This window comes from Streptomyces sp. NPDC048057 (genome assembly GCF_040653095.1).
In the GTDB taxonomy this organism is placed as follows: Bacteria; Actinomycetota; Actinomycetes; order Streptomycetales; family Streptomycetaceae; genus Streptomyces.
Map to the genome: position 1 here is coordinate 208,071 of NZ_JBEZNF010000003.1, position 18,324 is coordinate 226,394.

The window sequence follows — 18,324 nt, forward strand, 5'->3', positions numbered from 1 at the left end:
GATCACCCCGGGATCCCTGTGGCGTCGCGCTGCGCGAGCGACCGGAGCCAGGAGCGGACGGGCCGGCCGGGGTGACCGGGGCCTCGTCACCCCGGGTCATGGCGAGGAGCGCAGCCACTGCTCCACGCTGGCGACGTGCACCGTGGCCCAGGAGCGGGCCGCCTCCGCGTCGCCGTCGCGCAGCGCTTCGAGTATGGCGCGGTGCTCGTGGAGCGTACGGCTGACCGCGTCCTGCTGGGTCAGTCCCCGCCAGATCCTGGCCCGGGTGGTCGGCCCGGAGAGCCCGTCCAGGAGGGAGCACAGGACGGAGTTGCCCGACCACTGGACGATCCCGCGGTGGAATGCGAGATCGGCGGCGACCAAGTCCTCGACGGAGGGCGCCGGCCCCAAGGCGTCCAGCTGCGAGCCGAGTTCGTCCAACCCGGCGTCGGTGATCCGGCCCGCGGCGAGCGCGGTGGCGGCCGGCTCCAGGATGCGGCGCACCGCCAGGAACTCCAGCACGGTGTCGTCCCGGTGGAAGTCGACGACGAAACTCAGCGCTTCCAGCAGGAGTTGGGGATCGAGGCTGGTGACGTACGTCCCGTCACCCTGGCGGACGTCGAGGATCCGGATCAGCGAGAGCGCGCGCACGGCCTCCCGCAGGGAGTTGCGCGACAGCCCCAACTCGGCGGCCAGCTCGCTCTCCTTGGGGAGCCGGTCCCCGGGGCGCAGCGCACCGGAGACGATCATGCCCTTGATCTTTTCGATCGCCTCGTCGGTGACGGCCATGTCGGCCTCCTCGCCCCTTGAGTCATCGGAGGTCTGATGGTGTCCGAGAGTACAACGTGGGCGGCTCCGTCGGAGCCGCCCACGTCTCCCGTGGGGGGAGGGTGTGCCGGCGGCGTCAGGCCCGCTTCTCCAGCAGGTCCTCCACCTTGCCGCGGACCTCGTCGGTCGCCAGGCCCCGGATGGTCAGGGTGGTGCGGCGGCGCAGCACGTCGTCCGCGGTCTCGGCCCACTCGTGGTCGCGGGCGTACACGACCTGTGCCCAGATCTCGGGTGCGTCCGGGTGGACCCGCTCGGCCAGCGCCGGGTCGTCGTTCGCCAGCCGGGCGATGTCGAAGGCGAGCGAGCCGTAGTGGGTGGCGAGGTGGCGGGCGGTGTCCGCGGCCATCCGCGGCCCCGGTGCCGGGCCGTCGACCAGCAGCCGGTGCTCGACGGCCCGCGGGTTGGCTATGCCGGGCAGCGGGAGCTTCTTCGGCAGCGTGGAGATCGGCTCCATGTCCTCGCCCAGCGGACCGCCGGGCAGGGCGGCGAGCTTGGTCATCACGGTGCGGCCGATGTGGCGGAAGGTGGTCCACTTGCCGCCGGCCACCGACAGCATCCCGCCGCGGCCCTCGCTGACCACGGTCTCCCGCTTGGCCTTGGAGGTGTCGCCGGGGCCGCCCGGCAGCACCCGCAGGCCCGCGAAGGAGTAGGTGATCAGATCGCGGGAGAGCTGCTGGTCGCGGATGGAGTACGCGGCCTCGTCGAGGATCTGCGTGACGTCCGCCTCGTTGACCGCGACCTCGCCCGGATCGCCCTCGTACTCCTCGTCCGTCGTGCCCAGCAGGAGCATGTCCTCCCAGGGCAGGGCGAAGGTGATGCGGTACTTGTCGATCGGGGTGGCGAGCGCCGCCCGCCACGGCGAGGTGCGCTTGAGCACCAGGTGGGCGCCCTTGGACAGGCGGATCGAGGGGGCCGCCTGCGGGTCCTCCATCCGCCGCAGGTGGTCCACCCAGGGCCCGGTCGCGTTCAGCACCAGCCGGGCACCGACGCCGAACTCGGCGCCGTCGAGCCGGTCCTTGAGCTCCGCGCCCGTCACCCGGCCCTTGGTGAACCGCAACCCGGTGACCTCGGCGTGGTTGAGCACGGTGGCGCCCGCCGCGACGGCCGCGCGGACCGTCATCAGCGCCATGCGGGCGTCGTTCATCTGGTCGTCCCCGTAGACGGCGACGGCCTTCAGGTCCTCGGTGCGCAGCTCCGGCACGTCGCGCCGGGCCTTCGCCGGGCTGATGACGTGGCCGACGCCGTCCCCGAAGGCGGAGAGCGCGGAGTACGCGAAGACGCCCGCGCCCAGCTTCGCGGCGCCGTGCGGACCGCCCTTGTACACGGGCAGGTAGAAGGTGAGCGGGTTGGAGAGGTGGGGGGCCACCTCGCGGGAGACCGCGCGCCGCTCGAAGTGGTTCTCCGCGACCAGCTTCACCGCGCCGGTCTGCAAGTAGCGCAGTCCGCCGTGGAGCAGCTTGGAGGAGGCGGAGGAGGTGGCGCCGGCGAAGTCGCCGGCGTCCACCAGGGCCACCCGCAGCCCGGCCTGCGCGGCGTGCCAGGCGGTGGAGATGCCCAGGATGCCGCCGCCGATCACCAGGAGGTCGTAGGTCGCCTGGGCAAGCTGCTCCCGGGTCTCGGCGCGGCTCGGCAGCGAACCGGCGGCCGGGTGCGTCCCAAGAGCCGGGACGCTCTGCAGGGTGGTCATGTCGCTTACTCCTCGTGCTCGATCCAGCCCATGGTCCGCTCTACGGCCTTGAGCCAGTTCTTGTACTCGCGCTCACGCCGGTCGGCGTCCATGCGCGGGGTCCATTCGGCGGCCCGGCGCCAGTTGGCGCGCAGCGCGTCCGTGTCCGGCCAGAAGCCGACGGCGAGGCCGGCGGCGTAGGCCGCGCCGAGGCAGGTCGTCTCGGCGACCATGGGGCGCACCACGGGTGCGTCCAGGACGTCGGCGAGCGTCTGCATCAGCAGGTTGTTGGAGGTCATGCCGCCGTCGACCTTGAGCGCGGCCAGTTCGACGCCGGAGTCCTTCGTCATCGCGTCGGTGATCTCGCGGGTCTGCCAGGCGGTGGCCTCCAGCACCGCGCGGGCGATGTGCGCCTTGGTGACGTAGCGGGTCAGCCCGGCGATCACGCCGCGGGCGTCGGAGCGCCAGTACGGGGCGAAGAGTCCGGAGAACGCGGGGACGACGTAGGCGCCGCCGTTGTCGTCCACCGACAGGGCCAGGGTCTCGATCTCGGCGGCCGAGTTGATCAGGCCCAGCTGGTCGCGCATCCACTGCACCAGCGAACCGGTGACGGCGATGGAGCCCTCCAGCGCGTACACCGGCTCCTGCTCCCCGATGCGGTAGCCGACGGTGGTCAGCAGCCCGTTGTAGGAGTTCACCGGGGTGCCGCCGGTGTTCATCAGCATGAAGGTGCCGGTGCCGTACGTGGACTTGGCCTCGCCCTCGGAGAAGCAGGTCTGGCCGAAGAGGGCGGCCTGCTGGTCGCCGAGCGCGGAGGCGACGGGCACCCCGTCGAGGACTCCGCCCTTGGCGGTGCCGTACACCTCGGAGGACGAGCGGATCTCGGGCAGTAGCGCCGCCGGCACCTCCATGGAGGCGAGGATCTTGTCGTCCCAGGTCATGGTGTGCAGGTTCATCAGCATGGTGCGCGAGGCGTTGGTGACGTCGGTGACGTGGACGCCGCCGTCGACCCCGCCGGTCAGGTTCCAGATGACCCAGGAGTCCATGGTGCCGAAGTGGATCTCGCCGCGCTCGGCGCGCTCGCGCAGGCCCTCGACGTTGTCGAGCAGCCAGCGCACCTTGGGACCGGCGAAGTAGCTGGCGAGCGGCAGGCCGGTCTCGCGGCGGAAGCGGTCCTGGCCGACGTTGCGACCGAGCTCCTTGCACAGGGCGTCGGTGCGGGTGTCCTGCCAGACGATGGCGTTGTGGACCGGCTCGCCGGTCTTCTTGTCCCACAGCAGCGTGGTCTCGCGCTGGTTGGTGATGCCGATCGCCTTGACGTCGTCACGGGTGATGCCCGCCTTGGCGAGGGCGCCGGCCACGACCTCCTGGACGTTGGCCCAGATCTCGACGGCGTTGTGTTCGACCCAGCCCGGCTTGGGGAAGATCTGCTCGTGCTCCTTCTGGTCGACGGAGACGATCCGGCCGTCCCGGTCGAAGACGATGCAGCGGCTGGAGGTGGTGCCCTGGTCGATGGCGGCGATGAAGGGGCCGGCTGTGTGCGTGTCGGTCACGGGAAGCTCCTGCTCGAAGGTGGGTGGATGACGGGGCCCGCTCGCCCGGTGTCAGACGAACGCGAGGTCGTAGATACCCGCTGCGAGGGCTCCGCCCGCCAGCGGTCCGACGACGGGGATCCAGGCGTAGCCCCAGTCGGAGCGGCCCTTGTTGGGCAGCGGAAGCAGGGAGTGGACGATGCGGGGGCCGAGGTCGCGCGCCGGGTTGATGGCGTAGCCGGTCGGGCCGCCGAGGGAGAGGCCGATGCCGACCACGACGAAGGCGGTGATCAGTCCGCCGAGGACGCTCAGGCCCTTGCCGCTGTCGTTGAGGCCCTGGGTGAGCACGGCCAGCACCAGCACGGCGGTGCCCAGGATCTCGGTGGCGAGGTTCTGCCAGACGACGCGGACCTCGGGGCCGGTGGAGAAGATGCCGAGCACCGGGCCGGCCTTGGTGCCGCCGTGCGGTCCTTCGATGGGCTTCTCGTCGACGTCGCCGACGATCTCGGGGTCCCGCAGGTGGGACATGAACTGCCCGTAGTACGCGACCACGACCAGCGCGGCGCCGATCATCGCGCCGAGCAGCTGTCCGGCGATGTACGTGGGGACGTCCGACCAGCTGTCGTCCTTGATGGCGATGCCCAGGGTGACCGCGGGGTTGAGGTGGGCCCCGGAGAGCGGGCCGGTCATGTACACGGCCGTCATGACGGCGAAGCCCCACCCGAAGGTGATGGCCAGCCATCCCGCGCCGCGCGCCTTGGAGTTCTTCAGACTGACGGCGGCGACGACACCGCCGCCGAGCAGGATGAGTACGGCGGTACCGATGATTTCGCCGATGAAGATGTCGGAGCTGGACACCGTGACTCCTTTGTCCTTAGTCCAGGAATGGCGAACCCCGGTTCCTCCGGTGGTTCGTGCCCTCGGCGGGGGCCGAGGGTGTTCCGGTCCTTGGCGCAGTGACACTCTAACGCGATTTTCCGTTAGGCGTTCGACAATGCCGACCGTTGAACGGCAGTTTTCCTGTACGTCAACATGCCGTCAAGGTCTGTGGCTCAAGAAGCTCGGGAAACCTCGGAGGGGCCCGTGCGTACTGGCTCGACGTCCTCGTTGCTGGATGCATGGTGCTCCGATGATGCACCCAATATGTCCGAGCTGCCCGATTCCGTAGGCCGGCAGTCGGGCACGGCCGGCGTCGGGGCGGGTACCCGGATGGACGTCGGGGGGTGCGCCGGGTGTGCGGAACGGGGTGTACGCGCGGGGCGTGTGAACGGGGCGCGTACGGGCGGGCGTACGAGGGTGCGGGCAGGCGGGCTCGCGGGCGGCCTACGGGTCAGAACCGCCCGGCGCCCAGGTCCCGCGAGACCGCCCGGGCGCACTCCCGTACCGCCGTGATCAGCTCGGGCCGCAGCTCCCGGCCCTCCTCGCCCGCCGTGCAGATCCGCTCCACCGAGCCCGTGATGGCGACCGCGCCCACCGGCATCCGCCGCCGGTCGTGGACGGGGGCCGCGACCGCGGCGACGCCCTCCCAGGTCTCCTCCACGTCCGCCCCCCAGCCGCGGGCACGGGTGAGGGCGAGGACCCCCTCGAAGTCCGCCAGGGACGTCAGCGTCGCGGGGGTGAACGCCTTGCGCTCCGCCTCCACCGCCTCCGAGTGCGCCACCGGGTCGTACGCCGCCAGCACCTTCCCCAACGCCGTGGAGTGCAGCGGCTGCATCGCCCCCACCTCCAGCACCTGGCGGCTGTCGTCCGGGCGGAAGACGTGGTGGACGATCAGCACCCCGTGCTGGTGCAGCACGCCCAAGTGGACGCTCTCGCCGCTGGAGCGGGCCAGGTCGTCGGTCCACACCAGGGCGCGGGCGCGCAGCTCGTGCACGTCGAGGTAGCTGTTGCCGAGCCGCAGCAGCTCGGCGCCGAGCTGGTAACGGCCGGAGGCCGGGTCCTGTTCGACGAAGCCCTCGGCCTGGAGGGTGCGCAGGATGCCGTGGGCGGTGCCCTTCGCCAGATCGAGCGACGAGGCGATGTCCGACAGGCCCAGTCGGCGCTCGCCGCCGGCGAGCAGCCGCAGCATCGCCGCCGCCCGCTCAAGCGACTGGATGTTCTTCGCCATCGGATCGGCCCTCTCCGCTGCTGTTCGACAATGCTGAACACTATCGGCCGATGCCGACCTTGCCCGCTGCCGAGTGAGTATCCCGCGCCCGGAAGTTTCACAGGAACCCCACGAACCTGGGACATGTTCGCCCCGAGCGCCCCCTGAACGGCGACGATCACCCGGCTCCCGGCCCGCGGGTCCGCCGCCGACCCCATCACAACTTCTGATGGTCCCGTTCTCCGGGGCGCATCACCCCAGGTGGCGCGAGCCGTCCGAGGCGTCCGGGAGATGGACCACCCCTCTCCTCAGACGCCGTACCCGGTTACCCTGACTCCGTGCGCGCCCCACCGGGCGGTGCAAAGCCGACAGCCGTCGCATCCCAGGGAGCCCGTCCATGGCCTCGTCGCCCACCCCTTCCGCACCCTCCGCCGACATCCGGACCCGGGTCGCCGCGCTTCGCGAGGCCCTGGCCACGCGGGTCGTCGTCGCCGACGGAGCGATGGGCACCATGCTCCAGGCGCAGGACCCCAGCCTCGAAGACTTCCAGGACCTCGAAGGCTGCAACGAGATCCTCAACGTCACCCGCCCCGACATCGTCCGTTCGGTGCACTCCGCCTACTTCGACGCCGGCGTCGACTGCGTCGAGACGAACACCTTCGGCGCCAACCACTCCGCGCTCACCGAGTACGAGATCCCGGACCGGATCCACGAGCTGTCCGAGGCGGGCGCCCGCGTCGCCCGCGAGGTCGCCGACGAGTACACCGCCGCCACCGGGCAGCAGCGCTGGGTGCTGGGTTCCATCGGCCCGGGCACCAAGCTGCCGACCCTCGGTCACATCGGATACGCCCCGCTCCGCGACGGCTTCCAGGCGAACGCCGAGGGCCTGATCGCCGGCGGCGCGGACGCGCTGCTCGTGGAGACCACCCAGGACCTGCTCCAGACAAAATCGTCGATCCTCGGCGCCCGGCGCGCCATGGCCGCGGTCGGCGTCGAGGTGCCGCTGCTGTGCTCGATGGCGTTCGAGACCACCGGCACGATGCTGCTCGGCTCGGAGATCGGCGCGGCGCTGACCGCGCTGGAGCCGCTGGGCATCGACATGATCGGGCTGAACTGCTCCACCGGCCCGGCCGAGATGAGCGAGCACCTGCGCTATCTGGCTCGCCACTCCCGCATCCCGCTGCTGTGCATGCCGAACGCCGGTCTGCCCGTGCTCGGCAAGGACGGCGCGTACTTCCCGCTGGACGCCGAGGGGCTGGCGGACGCCCAGGAGACCTTCGTCCAGGAGTACGGCCTCTCCCTGATCGGCGGCTGCTGCGGTACGACCCCGGAGCACCTGCGCCAGGTGGTGGAGCGGGTGCGCGACCTCACGCCGCCCGAGCGCGAGCCGCGCCCCGAGCCCGGCGCCGCCTCCCTCTACCAGACGGTGCCGTTCCGTCAGGACACCTCGTACATGGCGATCGGGGAGCGGACGAACGCCAACGGCTCGAAGAAGTTCCGCGAGGCCATGCTGGCCGCCCGCTGGGACGACTGCGTGGAGATGGCCCGCGACCAGATCCGCGAGGGCGCCCACATGCTCGACCTCTGCGTGGACTACGTGGGCCGCGACGGCGTCGCCGACATGGCGGAGCTGGCCGGTCGGTTCGCCACCGCCTCCACCCTGCCGATCGTGCTGGACTCCACCGAGGTCGACGTCATCCGCGCCGGCCTGGAGAAGCTCGGCGGCCGGGCCGTGATCAACTCCGTCAACTACGAGGACGGCGACGGCCCGGACTCGCGCTTCGCCCAGGTCACCCGACTGGCCCAGGAGCACGGCGCCGCCCTGATCGCGCTCACCATCGACGAGGAGGGCCAGGCCCGTACCGTCGAGACCAAGGTCGCCATCGCCGAACGGCTGATCGACGACCTCACGGGCAACTGGGGCATCCACGAGTCGGACATCCTCATCGACACCCTGACCTTCACCATCTGCACCGGTCAGGAGGAGTCCCGCAAGGACGGCATCGCCACCATCGAGGCCATCCGCGAGCTGAAGCGGCGCCACCCCGACGTCCAGACCACGCTGGGGCTCTCCAACATCTCCTTCGGCCTCAACCCGGCCGCCCGGATCCTGCTGAACTCGGTCTTCCTCGACGAGTGCGTCAAGGCCGGCCTGGACTCCGCGATCGTCCACGCGTCAAAGATCCTGCCGATCGCCCGCTTCGACGACGAGCAGGTCAACACCGCCCTGGACCTGATCTACGACCGCCGCGCCGAGGACTACGACCCGCTCCAGCGGCTCATGGAGCTGTTCGAGGGCGTCGACACCAAGTCGCTGAAAGCCGGCAAGACCGAAGAACTGCTGGCCCTGCCCCTGGAGGAGCGGCTCCAACGGCGGATCATCGACGGCGAGAAGAAGGGCCTGGAAGCCGACCTCGACGCGGCGCTGGCCGAGCGGTCCGCGCTCGACATCGTCAACGAGACCCTCCTGGAGGGCATGAAGGTCGTCGGCGAGCTGTTCGGCTCCGGCCAGATGCAGCTGCCCTTCGTGCTCCAGTCCGCCGAGGTCATGAAGAACGCGGTCGCGTACCTGGAACCGCACATGGAGAAGTCCGACGCCGAGGGCAAGGGCACGATCGTGCTGGCCACCGTGCGCGGCGACGTCCACGACATCGGCAAGAACCTCGTCGACATCATCCTCTCCAACAACGGCTACAACGTGGTCAACCTGGGCATCAAGCAGCCCGTCTCCGCGATCCTGGAGGCCGCCGAAGAGCACAAGGCCGATGTGATCGGCATGTCCGGCCTGCTGGTGAAGTCCACGGTGATCATGAAGGAGAACCTGGAGGAGATGAACCAGCGGAAGATCGCGGCCGACTACCCCGTGATCCTCGGCGGCGCCGCCCTCACCCGCGCCTACGTCGAGCAGGACCTCCACGAGATCTACGAAGGAGAGGTCCGCTACGCCCGGGACGCCTTCGAGGGGCTGCGCCTGATGGACGCCCTGATCGGCGTCAAGCGCGGCGTCCCCGGGGCCAAGCTGCCCGAGCTGAAGCAGCGCCGGGTGCGGCCCGCCGCGGCCGTCGCGGTCCAGGAGCAGGCCGAGGAGGGCTCGGCGCGCTCCGACGTGGCCGTCGACAACCCCGTACCCGAGCCGCCGTTCTGGGGCACCCGGGTGATCAAGGGCATCCAGCTCAAGGAGTACGCCTCCTGGGTCGACGAGGGCGCGCTCTTCAAGGGGCAGTGGGGGCTCAAGCAGTCCCGCGCCGGTGACGGCCCCAGCTACGAGGAACTGGTCGAGAACGAGGGCCGGCCCCGGCTGCGCGGTCTGCTCGACCAACTGCACACCCGCAACATGCTGGAAGCCGCCGTCGTCTACGGCTACTTCCCCTGCGTCTCCAAGGGCGACGACCTGATCGTCCTGCATGAGGACGGCTCCGAGCGGACCCGCTTCTCCTTCCCGCGCCAGCGGCGCGGGCGGCGGCTGTGCCTCGCGGACTTCTTCCGCCCGGAGGAGTCCGGCGAGGTCGACGTGGTCGGACTCCAGGTCGTCACCGTCGGTTCGAAGATCGGCGAGGCGACGGCGGAGCTGTTCGCCGCCGACTCCTACCGCGACTACCTGGAGCTGCACGGGCTCTCCGTCCAGCTCGCCGAGGCGCTGGCCGAGTACTGGCACGCCCGGGTCCGCGCCGAACTCGGCTTCGCCGGCGAGGACCCCTCGGACGTGACGGACATGTTCGCGCTGAAGTACCGCGGCGCGCGGTTCTCGCTGGGCTACGGGGCCTGCCCCGACCTGGAGGACCGGGCGAAGATCGCGGACCTGCTGGAGCCCGAGCGGATCGGGGTGCGGCTGTCCGAGGAGTTCCAGCTCCACCCGGAGCAGTCCACCGACGCGATCGTGATCCACCACCCGGAGGCCAAGTACTTCAACGCTCGGTAGTCCGTTCATCACACCGTCAACGGGTGTCGGTGGGCAATTGCCAGCACGTTTGTCCGACGAGTCGTAAACTGGTCGGTCCAACGCAGGCCGGTCGCCAGTCCCAGCGGGGAAGCCGTGGGGAAGGGGCGGCCGGCCTTCTCGTCCCTTCCGGAGGTGTGCCGATGACCAGCACGATCCCCACGTCCCCCACCCAGACGGCGGACGGCGCGGCCCTCCAGGCCGTTCTGCTGGACATGGACGGCACCCTGGTCGACACCGAGGGCTTCTGGTGGGACGCCGAGGTACGGGTCTTCGCCGAACTGGGGCACGAGCTGGACGAGGCGTGGCGCGAGGTGGTCGTGGGCGGCCCGATGACGCGCAGCGCGGGCTATCTGATCGAGGTCACCGGCGCCGCCATCGCCCTCCCCGAGCTGACCGTGCTGCTCAACGACGCCTTCGAGAAGCGCATCAGCGAGGGCGTGCCGCTGATGCCGGGGGTGCAGCGGCTGCTGGCCGAGCTCGCCGCCCAGCAGGTCCCCACCGCCCTGGTCTCCGCCTCGCACCGCCGCATCATCGACCGGGTGCTGGACGCCGTGCCGCACGACTTCGCGCTCTCCGTCGCCGGGGACGAGGTCCCGCGCACCAAGCCGCACCCCGATCCGTATCTGCTGGCCGCCCGGGGCCTGGGCTTCGAGCCGGCCCGCTGCGCCGTCATCGAGGACACGGCGACCGGGGTCGCCTCCGCCGAGGCCGCCGGCTGCCCGGTGGTCGCCGTGCCCTCCGTGGCCCCCATCGCGCCGGCTCAGGGCCGGGTGGTGGTGGACTCCCTGGAGGCCGTCGACCTGGCCTTCCTGCGCCGCTTCACGGCCTCGGCGAACTGAGGCGCAGGCCGGCCCGACCCTGCGCGCTACTGTCCTTGCATCATGAATGCAAGAAACGATTAGGTCGTTCTGATTTCGGAGCATTCTTTTCGGTAATCCGGGTTGGTTGAATCCGGGTCCAATTTCCCCGGGTCGTTGCATTAGATTTTTCGCGTGACGTTCGTCACTCAGTGTGTCCTGGGCGGGGGTGTCGACGGGGAGCATTTCGCCCTTACGAAACATTCCGCAGGGCCTTCGTCGACTCACAGACATGAACGATCACTGAGCGAAATCGCCCCAACTGCGGGCCGGTCAAACGCACCTGACACATCCGACTACTGTCTTCGCGGGTCTTCGCACCCGTAGTACCCAGTGCCGGATGAGGAGAACGTCCAGGATGAACCGTAAGACTTTGGCGCTGCCGGCCGTGGTCGGGCTGCTCGCGCCCGTGCTCGTCGCCTGCGGCGATTCGGGGGGCGACGCCAAGGGCGGCGGCACCATCGTCGTCGGCACCACGGACCAACTCGCCGCGGGCAAGGACAGCCCGGCGCCGCTCGACCCGGCGTACGCGTACGACACCGGCGCCTGGAACGTGCTCCGCCAGACGGTCCAGACGCTGATGCACGCGCCCCGCGGCGGCGGCCAGCCCGTCCCCGAGGCCGCCAAGAGCTGCGGCTTCACGGACAAGTCCAGCGAGAGCTACCGCTGCAAGCTGCGCAGCGGGCTCACCTTCGCCGACGGCACCCCGATCACCGCGGAGGACGTGAAGTTCTCCCTGGAGCGGGTGCAGACCATCAAGGCGGACAACGGCACGGCCACCCTCCTGTCGACCGTCGACACCATCGAGACCAAGGGCGACGACGAGGTGGTCTTCCACCTGGCGTCCCCGGACGCGACCTTCCCGTACAAGCTCTCCACGCCGGCCGCCGGCATCGTCAACAAGAAGCAGTACGACGGCAAGAAGCTGCGCGAGGGCTTCCAGGTGGACGGCTCGGGCCCGTACACCATGAAGGCCGAATCCACCGACTCCAAGCTCACCAAGGTGGTCTTCACCCGGAACGAGTCGTACACCGGCGACGTCAAGGTGCGGAACAAGAAGGTCGAGTTGCGCGTCTTCCCGGACGCCGACGCCATGGGCGAGGCGCTGGAGAAGGGCGACATCGACGTGATGACCCGGGAGATGTCCCCGAGTCAGATCAAGGCCATGGAGGAGAAGCCCAAGAAGGGCATCGAGCTCATCGAGATGCCGGGGCTGTCGATCCGCTACCTCGCCTTCAACACCGACCACCCCTCGGTGAAGAACAAGGCGGTGCGACAGGCCATGGCGGCCGTCGTCGACCGTGGCCAGATCGCCGGACAGGTCTACGGGGCCACCGCGCAGCCGCTGTACTCGCTCATCCCGGCGAACATCGGCGCGCACAAGAACTCCTTCTACAACCAGTACGGCGAGCCCAGCGTCGCGAAGGCCGCGAACATCCTGGAGAAGGCGAACATCAAGGCCCCGGTGGAGCTGAAGCTGCACTACACCACCGACCGCTACGGCGCCGGCACCGCCCGGGAGTTCGAGCTCCTGCGGGACCAGCTGAACGCCTCCAAGCTCTTCTCCGTCACCATCGAGGGCGCGGAGTGGTCCTCCTTCCGCACCGCCCAGAAGCGCGGTGACTACCCCGTGTACGGCATGGGTTGGTTCCCGGACTTCCCCGACCCGGACAACTACGTCGCCCCGTTCCTGGAGAAGGGCAACTTCCTCAACTCGCCCTACGTCAGCGCCGAGGCGCGGGCCCTCATCCCGCAGTCCCGCCGCCAGGCCGACCGGGGAGCCGCGTCGAAGGAGTTCACCCAGATGCAGGACATCGTCGCCACCGACGTGCCGGTGCTGCCGCTGTGGCAGGGCAAGCAGCACGTCGCCGTGCGCTCCGGCATCCAGGGCGGCGACACGCTGCTGAACGCCAGCTCCGACCTCCAGCTCTGGGAGCTGAGCACCGGCAACTGAGCGCCGCTGCGTTCGCCCGTACCCAGGGCACGAGCACATGGAGAAGCGGCGGCGGGCCCCGGCCCGCCGCCGCTTCTCCATGTGCCACAAGGCCCGTCGGGCCGGCGGCTACTGCGCGCCGGGACGGACCAGACCGCTCTCGTACGCGTACACCGCGGCCTGCACCCGGTCGCGCAGCCCCAGCTTCGTCAGCACATGGCCCACGTGCGTCTTCACCGTGGTCTCGCTGACGAACAGGTCCGCGGCGATCTCCGCATTGGACAGGCCGCGCGCCACCAGCTTCAACACCTCGACCTCGCGGTCGGTGAGCGTGTGCAGCGTGTCCGGCACCGGCTCGTCACCGGACGGCAGATGGCCCGCGTACTTGTCGAGCAGCCGCCGGGTGATGCTGGGGGCGAGCATCGCCTCGCCCGCCGCGACCACCCGGATCGCCTGCACCAACTCGTTCGCCGGGGCGTCCTTCAGCAGGAAGCCGCTCGCCCCGGCACGCAACGCCTCCACCACGTACTCGTCGAGATCGAACGTCGTCAGCACCAACACCTTCGCCGGACCGTCCCGGCCGGGGCCGGTGATCTGGCGGGTCGCCTCCACCCCGTCCATCCGCGGCATGCGGATGTCCATCAGCACCACGTCGGGCTGGAGCGCCCGCACCTGGTCGAGTGCCTGGAGGCCGTCGCCGGCTTCGCCGACGACCGCGATGTCCTGCTCCGCTTCCAGAATCATCCGGAAGCCGGTGCGCAGCAACGGCTGGTCGTCGACCAGCAGGACGCGGATAGCCACAGGAACTCCTCACATTGGGTCAGGGGCCATTCTGCCCTGACCACCGTCGGCCGACGCGTCCGGGGAAACGCTCAGCGGATAGACCGGGGGAGTCCCGCCGAATTCGGGGCAGAACGCCTGGTGGTCGCACCAGCCGCACAGCTTGGTGGGCCGCGGGCGCCAGTCGCCCGACTCCGTCGCCAGCCGGATCGCCTCCCACAGCGCCAGCAGCTTGCGCTCCACCCGCTCCAGATCGCTCGGGACCGGGTCGTAGGTCACCACGTCGCCGCTGCCCAGGTACACCAGCTGGAGCCGGCGCGGCACCACCTTCTTCAGCCGCCAGATCACCAGCGCGTAGAACTTCATCTGGAACAGCGCGCCCTCGCTGTACTCGGGGCGGGGGGCCTTGCCGGTCTTGTAGTCGACGATCCGGACCTCGCCGGTCGGCGCCACATCCACCCGGTCGATCACTCCGCGCAGCCGCAGCCCCGAATCCAGCTCCGCCTCCACGAACATCTCCCGCTCCGCCGGCTCCAGGCGCGTCGGGTCCTCCAGCGAGAACCAGCGCTCCACCAGCGCCTCCGCCTCGCCCAGCCAGCGGGCCAGCCGATCGCCCCCCTCGTCCGCGGCGAACAGCTCGCCCAGCTCGGGACGGCCCTCCAGCAGCCGGTCCCACTGGCCCGGCACCAACGACTTCGCCTTCGGCGGCGTACGCTCCGCCGCCGGCGCGTCGAACAGGCGCTCAAGCACCGCGTGCACCAGCGTGCCCCGGGTGGCGGCCTCGCTCGGCTTCTCCGGCAGCCTGTCGATCACCCGGAACCGGTACAACAGAGGGCACTGCATGAAGTCGCTCGCCCGTGACGGCGACAACGACATCGGCACAGCACCCGCCCCCGGTGCCCTCTGGACCTGTTCACTCGTCCTCATGACGCAGACCCTACGGCCCGCCACTGACAGCGAGCGCAATACCATCGACGTCAGAGGAGACAGCACTGCATGATCGAAGGACCGACCCTCCTGCGACCTCGCGACGAAGGGACCCCGTGAACGAGGACCACTCCAGCAGCGAGCGCTCGCGCGCGTCATCGTCCGCGGGCGGCACGCCCCCGGACGACGGCAAGAAGCGCCGGCGCCCCGACGGCCCCGGAGGCGGCATCCTCATGGGCCGCCCCTTCGGCGTGCCCGTGTACGTCGCACCCAGCTGGTTCCTCGTCGCCGCACTGATCACCTGGGTCTTCGGCGGCCAGCTCAACCGCGTGCTCCCCGAGCTCGGCGGGCTGAGCTATCTCGTCTCCCTCTTCTTCGCGGTCGCCTTCTACGCCTCCGTACTCGTCCACGAACTGGCCCACACCGTCGTCGCCCTCCGCTACAAGCTGCCGGTGCGCCGCATCCAGCTCCAGTTCTTCGGCGGCGTATCGGAGATCGAGAAGGAGTCCGAGACCCCCGGCCGCGAATTCATCCTCGCCTTCGTCGGACCGCTGCTCTCCCTGGTCCTGGCCGGCGTCTTCTACCTGGGCATGCAGGCCGTGGAGCCCGGCACGGTCCCCGGCGTGCTGCTCGCCGGACTGATGATCTCCAACCTCATCGTGGCGATCTTCAACCTGCTGCCCGGCCTCCCGCTGGACGGCGGTCGCATGCTGCGCGCCGTCGTGTGGAAGATCACCGGCAAGCCCATGAGCGGCACCGTCGCCGCGGCCTGGGTCGGCCGTGCGCTCGCCGTCGCCGTCCTCATCGGCCTCCCGCTGCTCACCCACACCGGTGCCCTCGGCAACCCCAGCCAGGAGATCGGCGGCACCGAGACCGTCACGGACGCCCTGCTCGCCGCGATCCTCGCCGCGATCATCTGGACCGGCGCCGGCAACAGCCTGCGCATGGCCCGACTGCGCGAACACCTCCCCGAACTCGCCGCCCGCACCCTCACCCGCCGTGCGGTGCCCGTGGAGTCCGACACCCCGCTCTCCGAAGCGCTGCGCCGGGCCAACGAAGCAGGCGCGCGCGCCCTGGTCATCGTCGACGGCCAGGGCCACCCCACGGCCCTCGTCCGCGAGACCGCGATCGTCGGGATCCCCGAGCACCGCCGCCCCTGGGTCGCGGTCAGCGGCCTCGCCCAGGACCTCACGGACGGCATGCGCGTGCCCGCCGACCTCGCCGGCGAACCCCTCCTCGACCGACTGCGGGCGAACCCGGCGACGGAGTACCTGGTCGTCGAGGACAGCGGCGAGATCTACGGAGTCCTGTCCACCGCCGACGTGGAACGCGCCTTCGTCGCCGCAATGGCCCGATGACCTTCCCCGCGGCCCGGCCCGGCCGGGCCGCGGATGGTCATCGACGGGGTGCGCGGGCCGGTAGGCTGGTCACATGTCCGAACCGACCGGTGCCGCCCGCCGACGCGGGCCCTTCAAGGTCGGGGACCAGGTCCAGCTCACCGACCCCAAGGGTCGCCACTACACCTTCACGCTCGAAGCCGGGAAGAACTTCCACACCCACAAGGGGTCCTTCCCGCACGACGAGCTGATCGGCGCTCCCGAGGGCAGTGTTGTCCGCACCACGGGGAACGTCGCCTACCTCGCGCTGCGCCCCCTGCTCCCCGACTACGTCCTGTCCATGCCCCGCGGCGCCGCCGTGGTCTACCCCAAGGACGCGGGTCAGATCCTGGCCTTCGCCGACATCTTCCCCGGCGCGCGCGTCGTCGAGGCGGGGGTGGGCTCGGGCTCGCTCAGCGCCTTCCTGCTGCGCGCCATCGGCGACCACGGGATGCTGCACTCGTACGAGCGCCGCCAGGACTTCGCGGAGATCGCCCAGCAGAACGTCGAGCGCTACTTCGGCGGGCCGCACCCCGCCTGGGAGCTCACCGTCGGCGACCTCCAGGACAACCTCTCGGACACCGACGTGGACCGGGTCATCCTGGACATGCTCGCGCCGTGGGAGTGCCTGGACGTCGCCTCCAAGGCGCTGGTCCCCGGCGGCATCCTGTGCTGCTACGTGGCGACGACCACCCAGCTCGCGCGCACCGTCGAGGCCATCCGCGAGATCGGCTGCTTCGCCGAGCCGCAGCCGTGGGAATCGATGATCCGCAACTGGCACGTCGAGGGCCTGGCCGTCCGCCCCGACCACCGGATGATCGGCCACACCGGCTTCCTGGTCACCGCCCGCCGCCTCGCGGACGGAGTGGAGCCGCCGATGCGCCGCCGCCGCCCGGCCAAGGGCGCCTACGGCGAGGACTACGTCGGATGGGGCGGCGACAAGGACGCCCAGGGCAAGGGCTGACGAAGCCCCGTCCCACCCGGTGCCGACCCCGTCCGACCGGTGCCGGCACCGGCCCACCGACAACCGAACGGCGCCGCGCGCGAGTTCCCCACCGGAAACGGGAACTCGCCCGCGGCGCCGTCGCATTGGCGGCCCTCGCGCGGGCACCCGTGTTCGCCCCCGCTGTTCCGGGCCCCTGTGACGTGTGGCACGATGCAAACCACCCCGCACACCGCCGCCACGGGCCGCCCCTTCGCCGGCCCTTCCGGCGGATCGCCCAAGCCCTTCACGATCCCTGTTCTTCGTTCCACCGTCGCCACAGGAGACTTCCCGCGTGCAGCCCTCCGCAGTCCCGGAACTCGCGCACACCCGGACCCGACCGGTCCACTGGCTCGCCACCGCCGCCGCGATGGCCGGCGTCGTGGCCCTCGCGGGACTGTTCCAGCCCGACGGCGCCACCGCCAACCAACCGGAGCGCCGGGCGACCACGACCGCGCCCGACCCCGCCGACGTGCGGCTTCCGCTGGAGTGTCCCGGGACCGTCGGTGTCGTGACGGAGAAGGCGATCGGCGACCTGGACGGCGACGGCGGACAGGAGGCGGCCGTCACGGCCCGCTGCGACGCGGGTTCGGGCAGTCCGCCCGGCGGGATCTACGTGCTGAACCGGGCGAAGGGCGGGCAGCCGAGGGTCGTCGCCACCCTGCTGACGCCCAAGGACGGCTTCAGCGTCAGCGACCTCGCCGTGCGCGACGGCGCGGTGCGCGCGACCCTGTTCGGCTACTCGTCACCGGACGTGCCGACCTGCTGTCCTGACAAGGAGGAGCGGGTCTCCTGGACGTGGCGGGGCGGCTCGTTCGTCCGGGCCGTGCAGGGGGAGTCGGACACCGCCGCGATGTGAGACGGACGTCCACGGACCGACCGTCACGGCGGAGGGTGACCGAATCGTTACTCCACGTCAGGGCCGTAGACTTCGACGCCGTCCGCGGCCCGGCGGACGTGGATGCAGTCGCCCGGACACTCCTTGACGGAGTCCACCACGTCGCGCAGCAACGGCAGCGGCACCCGGGTCGTCGCACCGGGCTCCTGGAGCAGCTCGTCGTCGGCGCTCTTCACGTACGCGAGACCGTCGATGTCCAGCTCGAACACGTCCGGCGCGTACTGGGCGCAGATCCCGTCGCCCGTGCACAGGTCCTGGTCGATCCAGACTTCCAGCGCCTCGGTGGCGTCCGGGGACGGGGCCTCGTGCTGCACGGTCATGTCTCCTGCCGTTCCTGCGTCGGGTGAAGCGTCCGGTGCGCACCGCGAAGCAATTCGCGCCAGCCCTGACGGGTGTTGAACACCTCGACGATAACAACCGACCGCTTTCGGATGGTGCTGGGTGGGTATCCCCCTGGCGTGAGGGAGAGCGCAAGGGTGAAGATCGGACACGCCCCGACCGTCTTTGTGATCTAGGGGTTTCAATCACCACCCGCCCAGG

14 protein-coding genes are annotated in these 18,324 nt (G+C 70.5%); 6 read left to right on the forward strand and 8 right to left on the reverse strand.

Features of this window, described 5'->3' with window-relative positions; genetic code table 11:
• Window positions 1-96: 96 nt before the first annotated feature.
• From AB0E05_RS04715 to AB0E05_RS04735, 5 genes are all read right to left on the reverse strand, one after another.
• Complete coding sequence (locus AB0E05_RS04715) at window positions 97-768, reverse strand: FadR/GntR family transcriptional regulator (RefSeq protein ID WP_361958730.1); 672 nt, start codon at window positions 766-768, stop codon at window positions 97-99.
• 115 nt (window positions 769-883) lie between these two features.
• Complete coding sequence (locus AB0E05_RS04720; protein WP_361958732.1) at window positions 884-2,494, reverse strand: glycerol-3-phosphate dehydrogenase/oxidase; 1,611 nt, start codon at window positions 2,492-2,494, stop codon at window positions 884-886.
• A 5-nt stretch (window positions 2,495-2,499) separates the two neighbouring features.
• On the reverse strand, window positions 2,500-4,026 hold the full coding sequence (gene glpK, locus AB0E05_RS04725; RefSeq protein WP_361958735.1) for a glycerol kinase GlpK: 1,527 nt from the start codon (window positions 4,024-4,026) through the stop codon (window positions 2,500-2,502).
• 51 nt (window positions 4,027-4,077) lie between these two features.
• Window positions 4,078-4,863: an MIP/aquaporin family protein gene (locus AB0E05_RS04730; protein WP_361958739.1), complete on the reverse strand. Its 786-nt coding sequence runs from the start codon at window positions 4,861-4,863 to the stop codon at window positions 4,078-4,080.
• Between the two features lie 472 nt (window positions 4,864-5,335).
• Window positions 5,336-6,112 carry an IclR family transcriptional regulator gene (locus AB0E05_RS04735; protein WP_361958742.1) on the reverse strand — a complete coding sequence of 259 codons (777 nt, stop codon included), beginning with the start codon at window positions 6,110-6,112 and terminating at the stop codon, window positions 5,336-5,338.
• A gap of 376 nt (window positions 6,113-6,488) precedes the next feature.
• On the opposite strand from AB0E05_RS04735, the gene metH reads away from it, so the two are divergent.
• From metH to AB0E05_RS04750, 3 genes are all read left to right on the forward strand, one after another.
• Window positions 6,489-10,010, forward strand: a complete 3,522-nt coding sequence (gene metH, locus AB0E05_RS04740; protein WP_361958745.1) for a methionine synthase — start codon at window positions 6,489-6,491, stop codon at window positions 10,008-10,010.
• A gap of 161 nt (window positions 10,011-10,171) precedes the next feature.
• On the forward strand, window positions 10,172-10,870 hold the full coding sequence (locus tag AB0E05_RS04745) for an HAD family phosphatase (protein WP_361958748.1): 699 nt from the start codon (window positions 10,172-10,174) through the stop codon (window positions 10,868-10,870).
• Between the two features lie 376 nt (window positions 10,871-11,246).
• Window positions 11,247-12,842 (forward strand): ABC transporter substrate-binding protein, encoded by a 1,596-nt coding sequence (locus tag AB0E05_RS04750; protein ID WP_361958751.1) that lies wholly within the window; start codon window positions 11,247-11,249, stop codon window positions 12,840-12,842.
• A 108-nt stretch (window positions 12,843-12,950) separates the two neighbouring features.
• Here the strand turns inward: AB0E05_RS04750 and AB0E05_RS04755 are convergent, their stop codons facing one another.
• Together AB0E05_RS04755 and AB0E05_RS04760 are read right to left on the reverse strand one after the other, a co-directional pair.
• Window positions 12,951-13,622: a response regulator transcription factor gene (locus tag AB0E05_RS04755; protein ID WP_030356234.1), complete on the reverse strand. Its 672-nt coding sequence runs from the start codon at window positions 13,620-13,622 to the stop codon at window positions 12,951-12,953.
• Between the two features lie 9 nt (window positions 13,623-13,631).
• Window positions 13,632-14,528, reverse strand: a complete 897-nt coding sequence (locus AB0E05_RS04760; protein WP_361958754.1) for a RecB family exonuclease — start codon at window positions 14,526-14,528, stop codon at window positions 13,632-13,634.
• Between the two features lie 116 nt (window positions 14,529-14,644).
• Here AB0E05_RS04760 and AB0E05_RS04765 point away from each other — a divergent pair, with 116 nt between their 5' ends.
• From AB0E05_RS04765 to AB0E05_RS04775, 3 genes are all read left to right on the forward strand, one after another.
• The gene (locus AB0E05_RS04765; protein WP_361958757.1) at window positions 14,645-15,886 is read left to right on the forward strand and encodes a site-2 protease family protein; all 1,242 of its coding nucleotides are present in this window, start codon (window positions 14,645-14,647) and stop codon (window positions 15,884-15,886) included.
• A 73-nt stretch (window positions 15,887-15,959) separates the two neighbouring features.
• Complete coding sequence (locus AB0E05_RS04770; RefSeq protein WP_361958760.1) at window positions 15,960-16,868, forward strand: tRNA (adenine-N1)-methyltransferase; 909 nt, start codon at window positions 15,960-15,962, stop codon at window positions 16,866-16,868.
• A gap of 313 nt (window positions 16,869-17,181) precedes the next feature.
• The gene (locus AB0E05_RS04775) at window positions 17,182-17,745 is read left to right on the forward strand and encodes a hypothetical protein (protein ID WP_361958763.1); all 564 of its coding nucleotides are present in this window, start codon (window positions 17,182-17,184) and stop codon (window positions 17,743-17,745) included.
• A 47-nt stretch (window positions 17,746-17,792) separates the two neighbouring features.
• Here the strand turns inward: AB0E05_RS04775 and AB0E05_RS04780 are convergent, their stop codons facing one another.
• Entirely contained in the window at window positions 17,793-18,104 is a 312-nt protein-coding gene (locus AB0E05_RS04780; protein ID WP_361958766.1) for a ferredoxin, read from the reverse strand.
• Between the last annotated feature and the right edge of the window lie 220 nt (window positions 18,105-18,324).

What these genes read in the sequence shown, in the direction of transcription:
- AB0E05_RS04750 (WP_361958751.1), top strand. Translation starts at nt 11,247, where the DNA reads ATGAACCGTAAGACTTTGGCGCTGCCGGCCGTGGTCGGGCTGCTCGCG.
- AB0E05_RS04760 (WP_361958754.1), bottom strand. Translation starts at nt 14,528, where the DNA reads ATGAGGACGAGTGAACAGGTCCAGAGGGCACCGGGGGCGGGTGCTGTG.
- metH (WP_361958745.1), top strand. Translation starts at nt 6,489, where the DNA reads ATGGCCTCGTCGCCCACCCCTTCCGCACCCTCCGCCGACATCCGGACC.
- AB0E05_RS04745 (WP_361958748.1), top strand. Translation starts at nt 10,172, where the DNA reads ATGACCAGCACGATCCCCACGTCCCCCACCCAGACGGCGGACGGCGCG.
- AB0E05_RS04735 (WP_361958742.1), bottom strand. Translation starts at nt 6,112, where the DNA reads ATGGCGAAGAACATCCAGTCGCTTGAGCGGGCGGCGGCGATGCTGCGG.
- AB0E05_RS04720 (WP_361958732.1), bottom strand. Translation starts at nt 2,494, where the DNA reads ATGACCACCCTGCAGAGCGTCCCGGCTCTTGGGACGCACCCGGCCGCC.
- AB0E05_RS04715 (WP_361958730.1), bottom strand. Translation starts at nt 768, where the DNA reads ATGGCCGTCACCGACGAGGCGATCGAAAAGATCAAGGGCATGATCGTC.
- AB0E05_RS04770 (WP_361958760.1), top strand. Translation starts at nt 15,960, where the DNA reads ATGTCCGAACCGACCGGTGCCGCCCGCCGACGCGGGCCCTTCAAGGTC.
- AB0E05_RS04780 (WP_361958766.1), bottom strand. Translation starts at nt 18,104, where the DNA reads ATGACCGTGCAGCACGAGGCCCCGTCCCCGGACGCCACCGAGGCGCTG.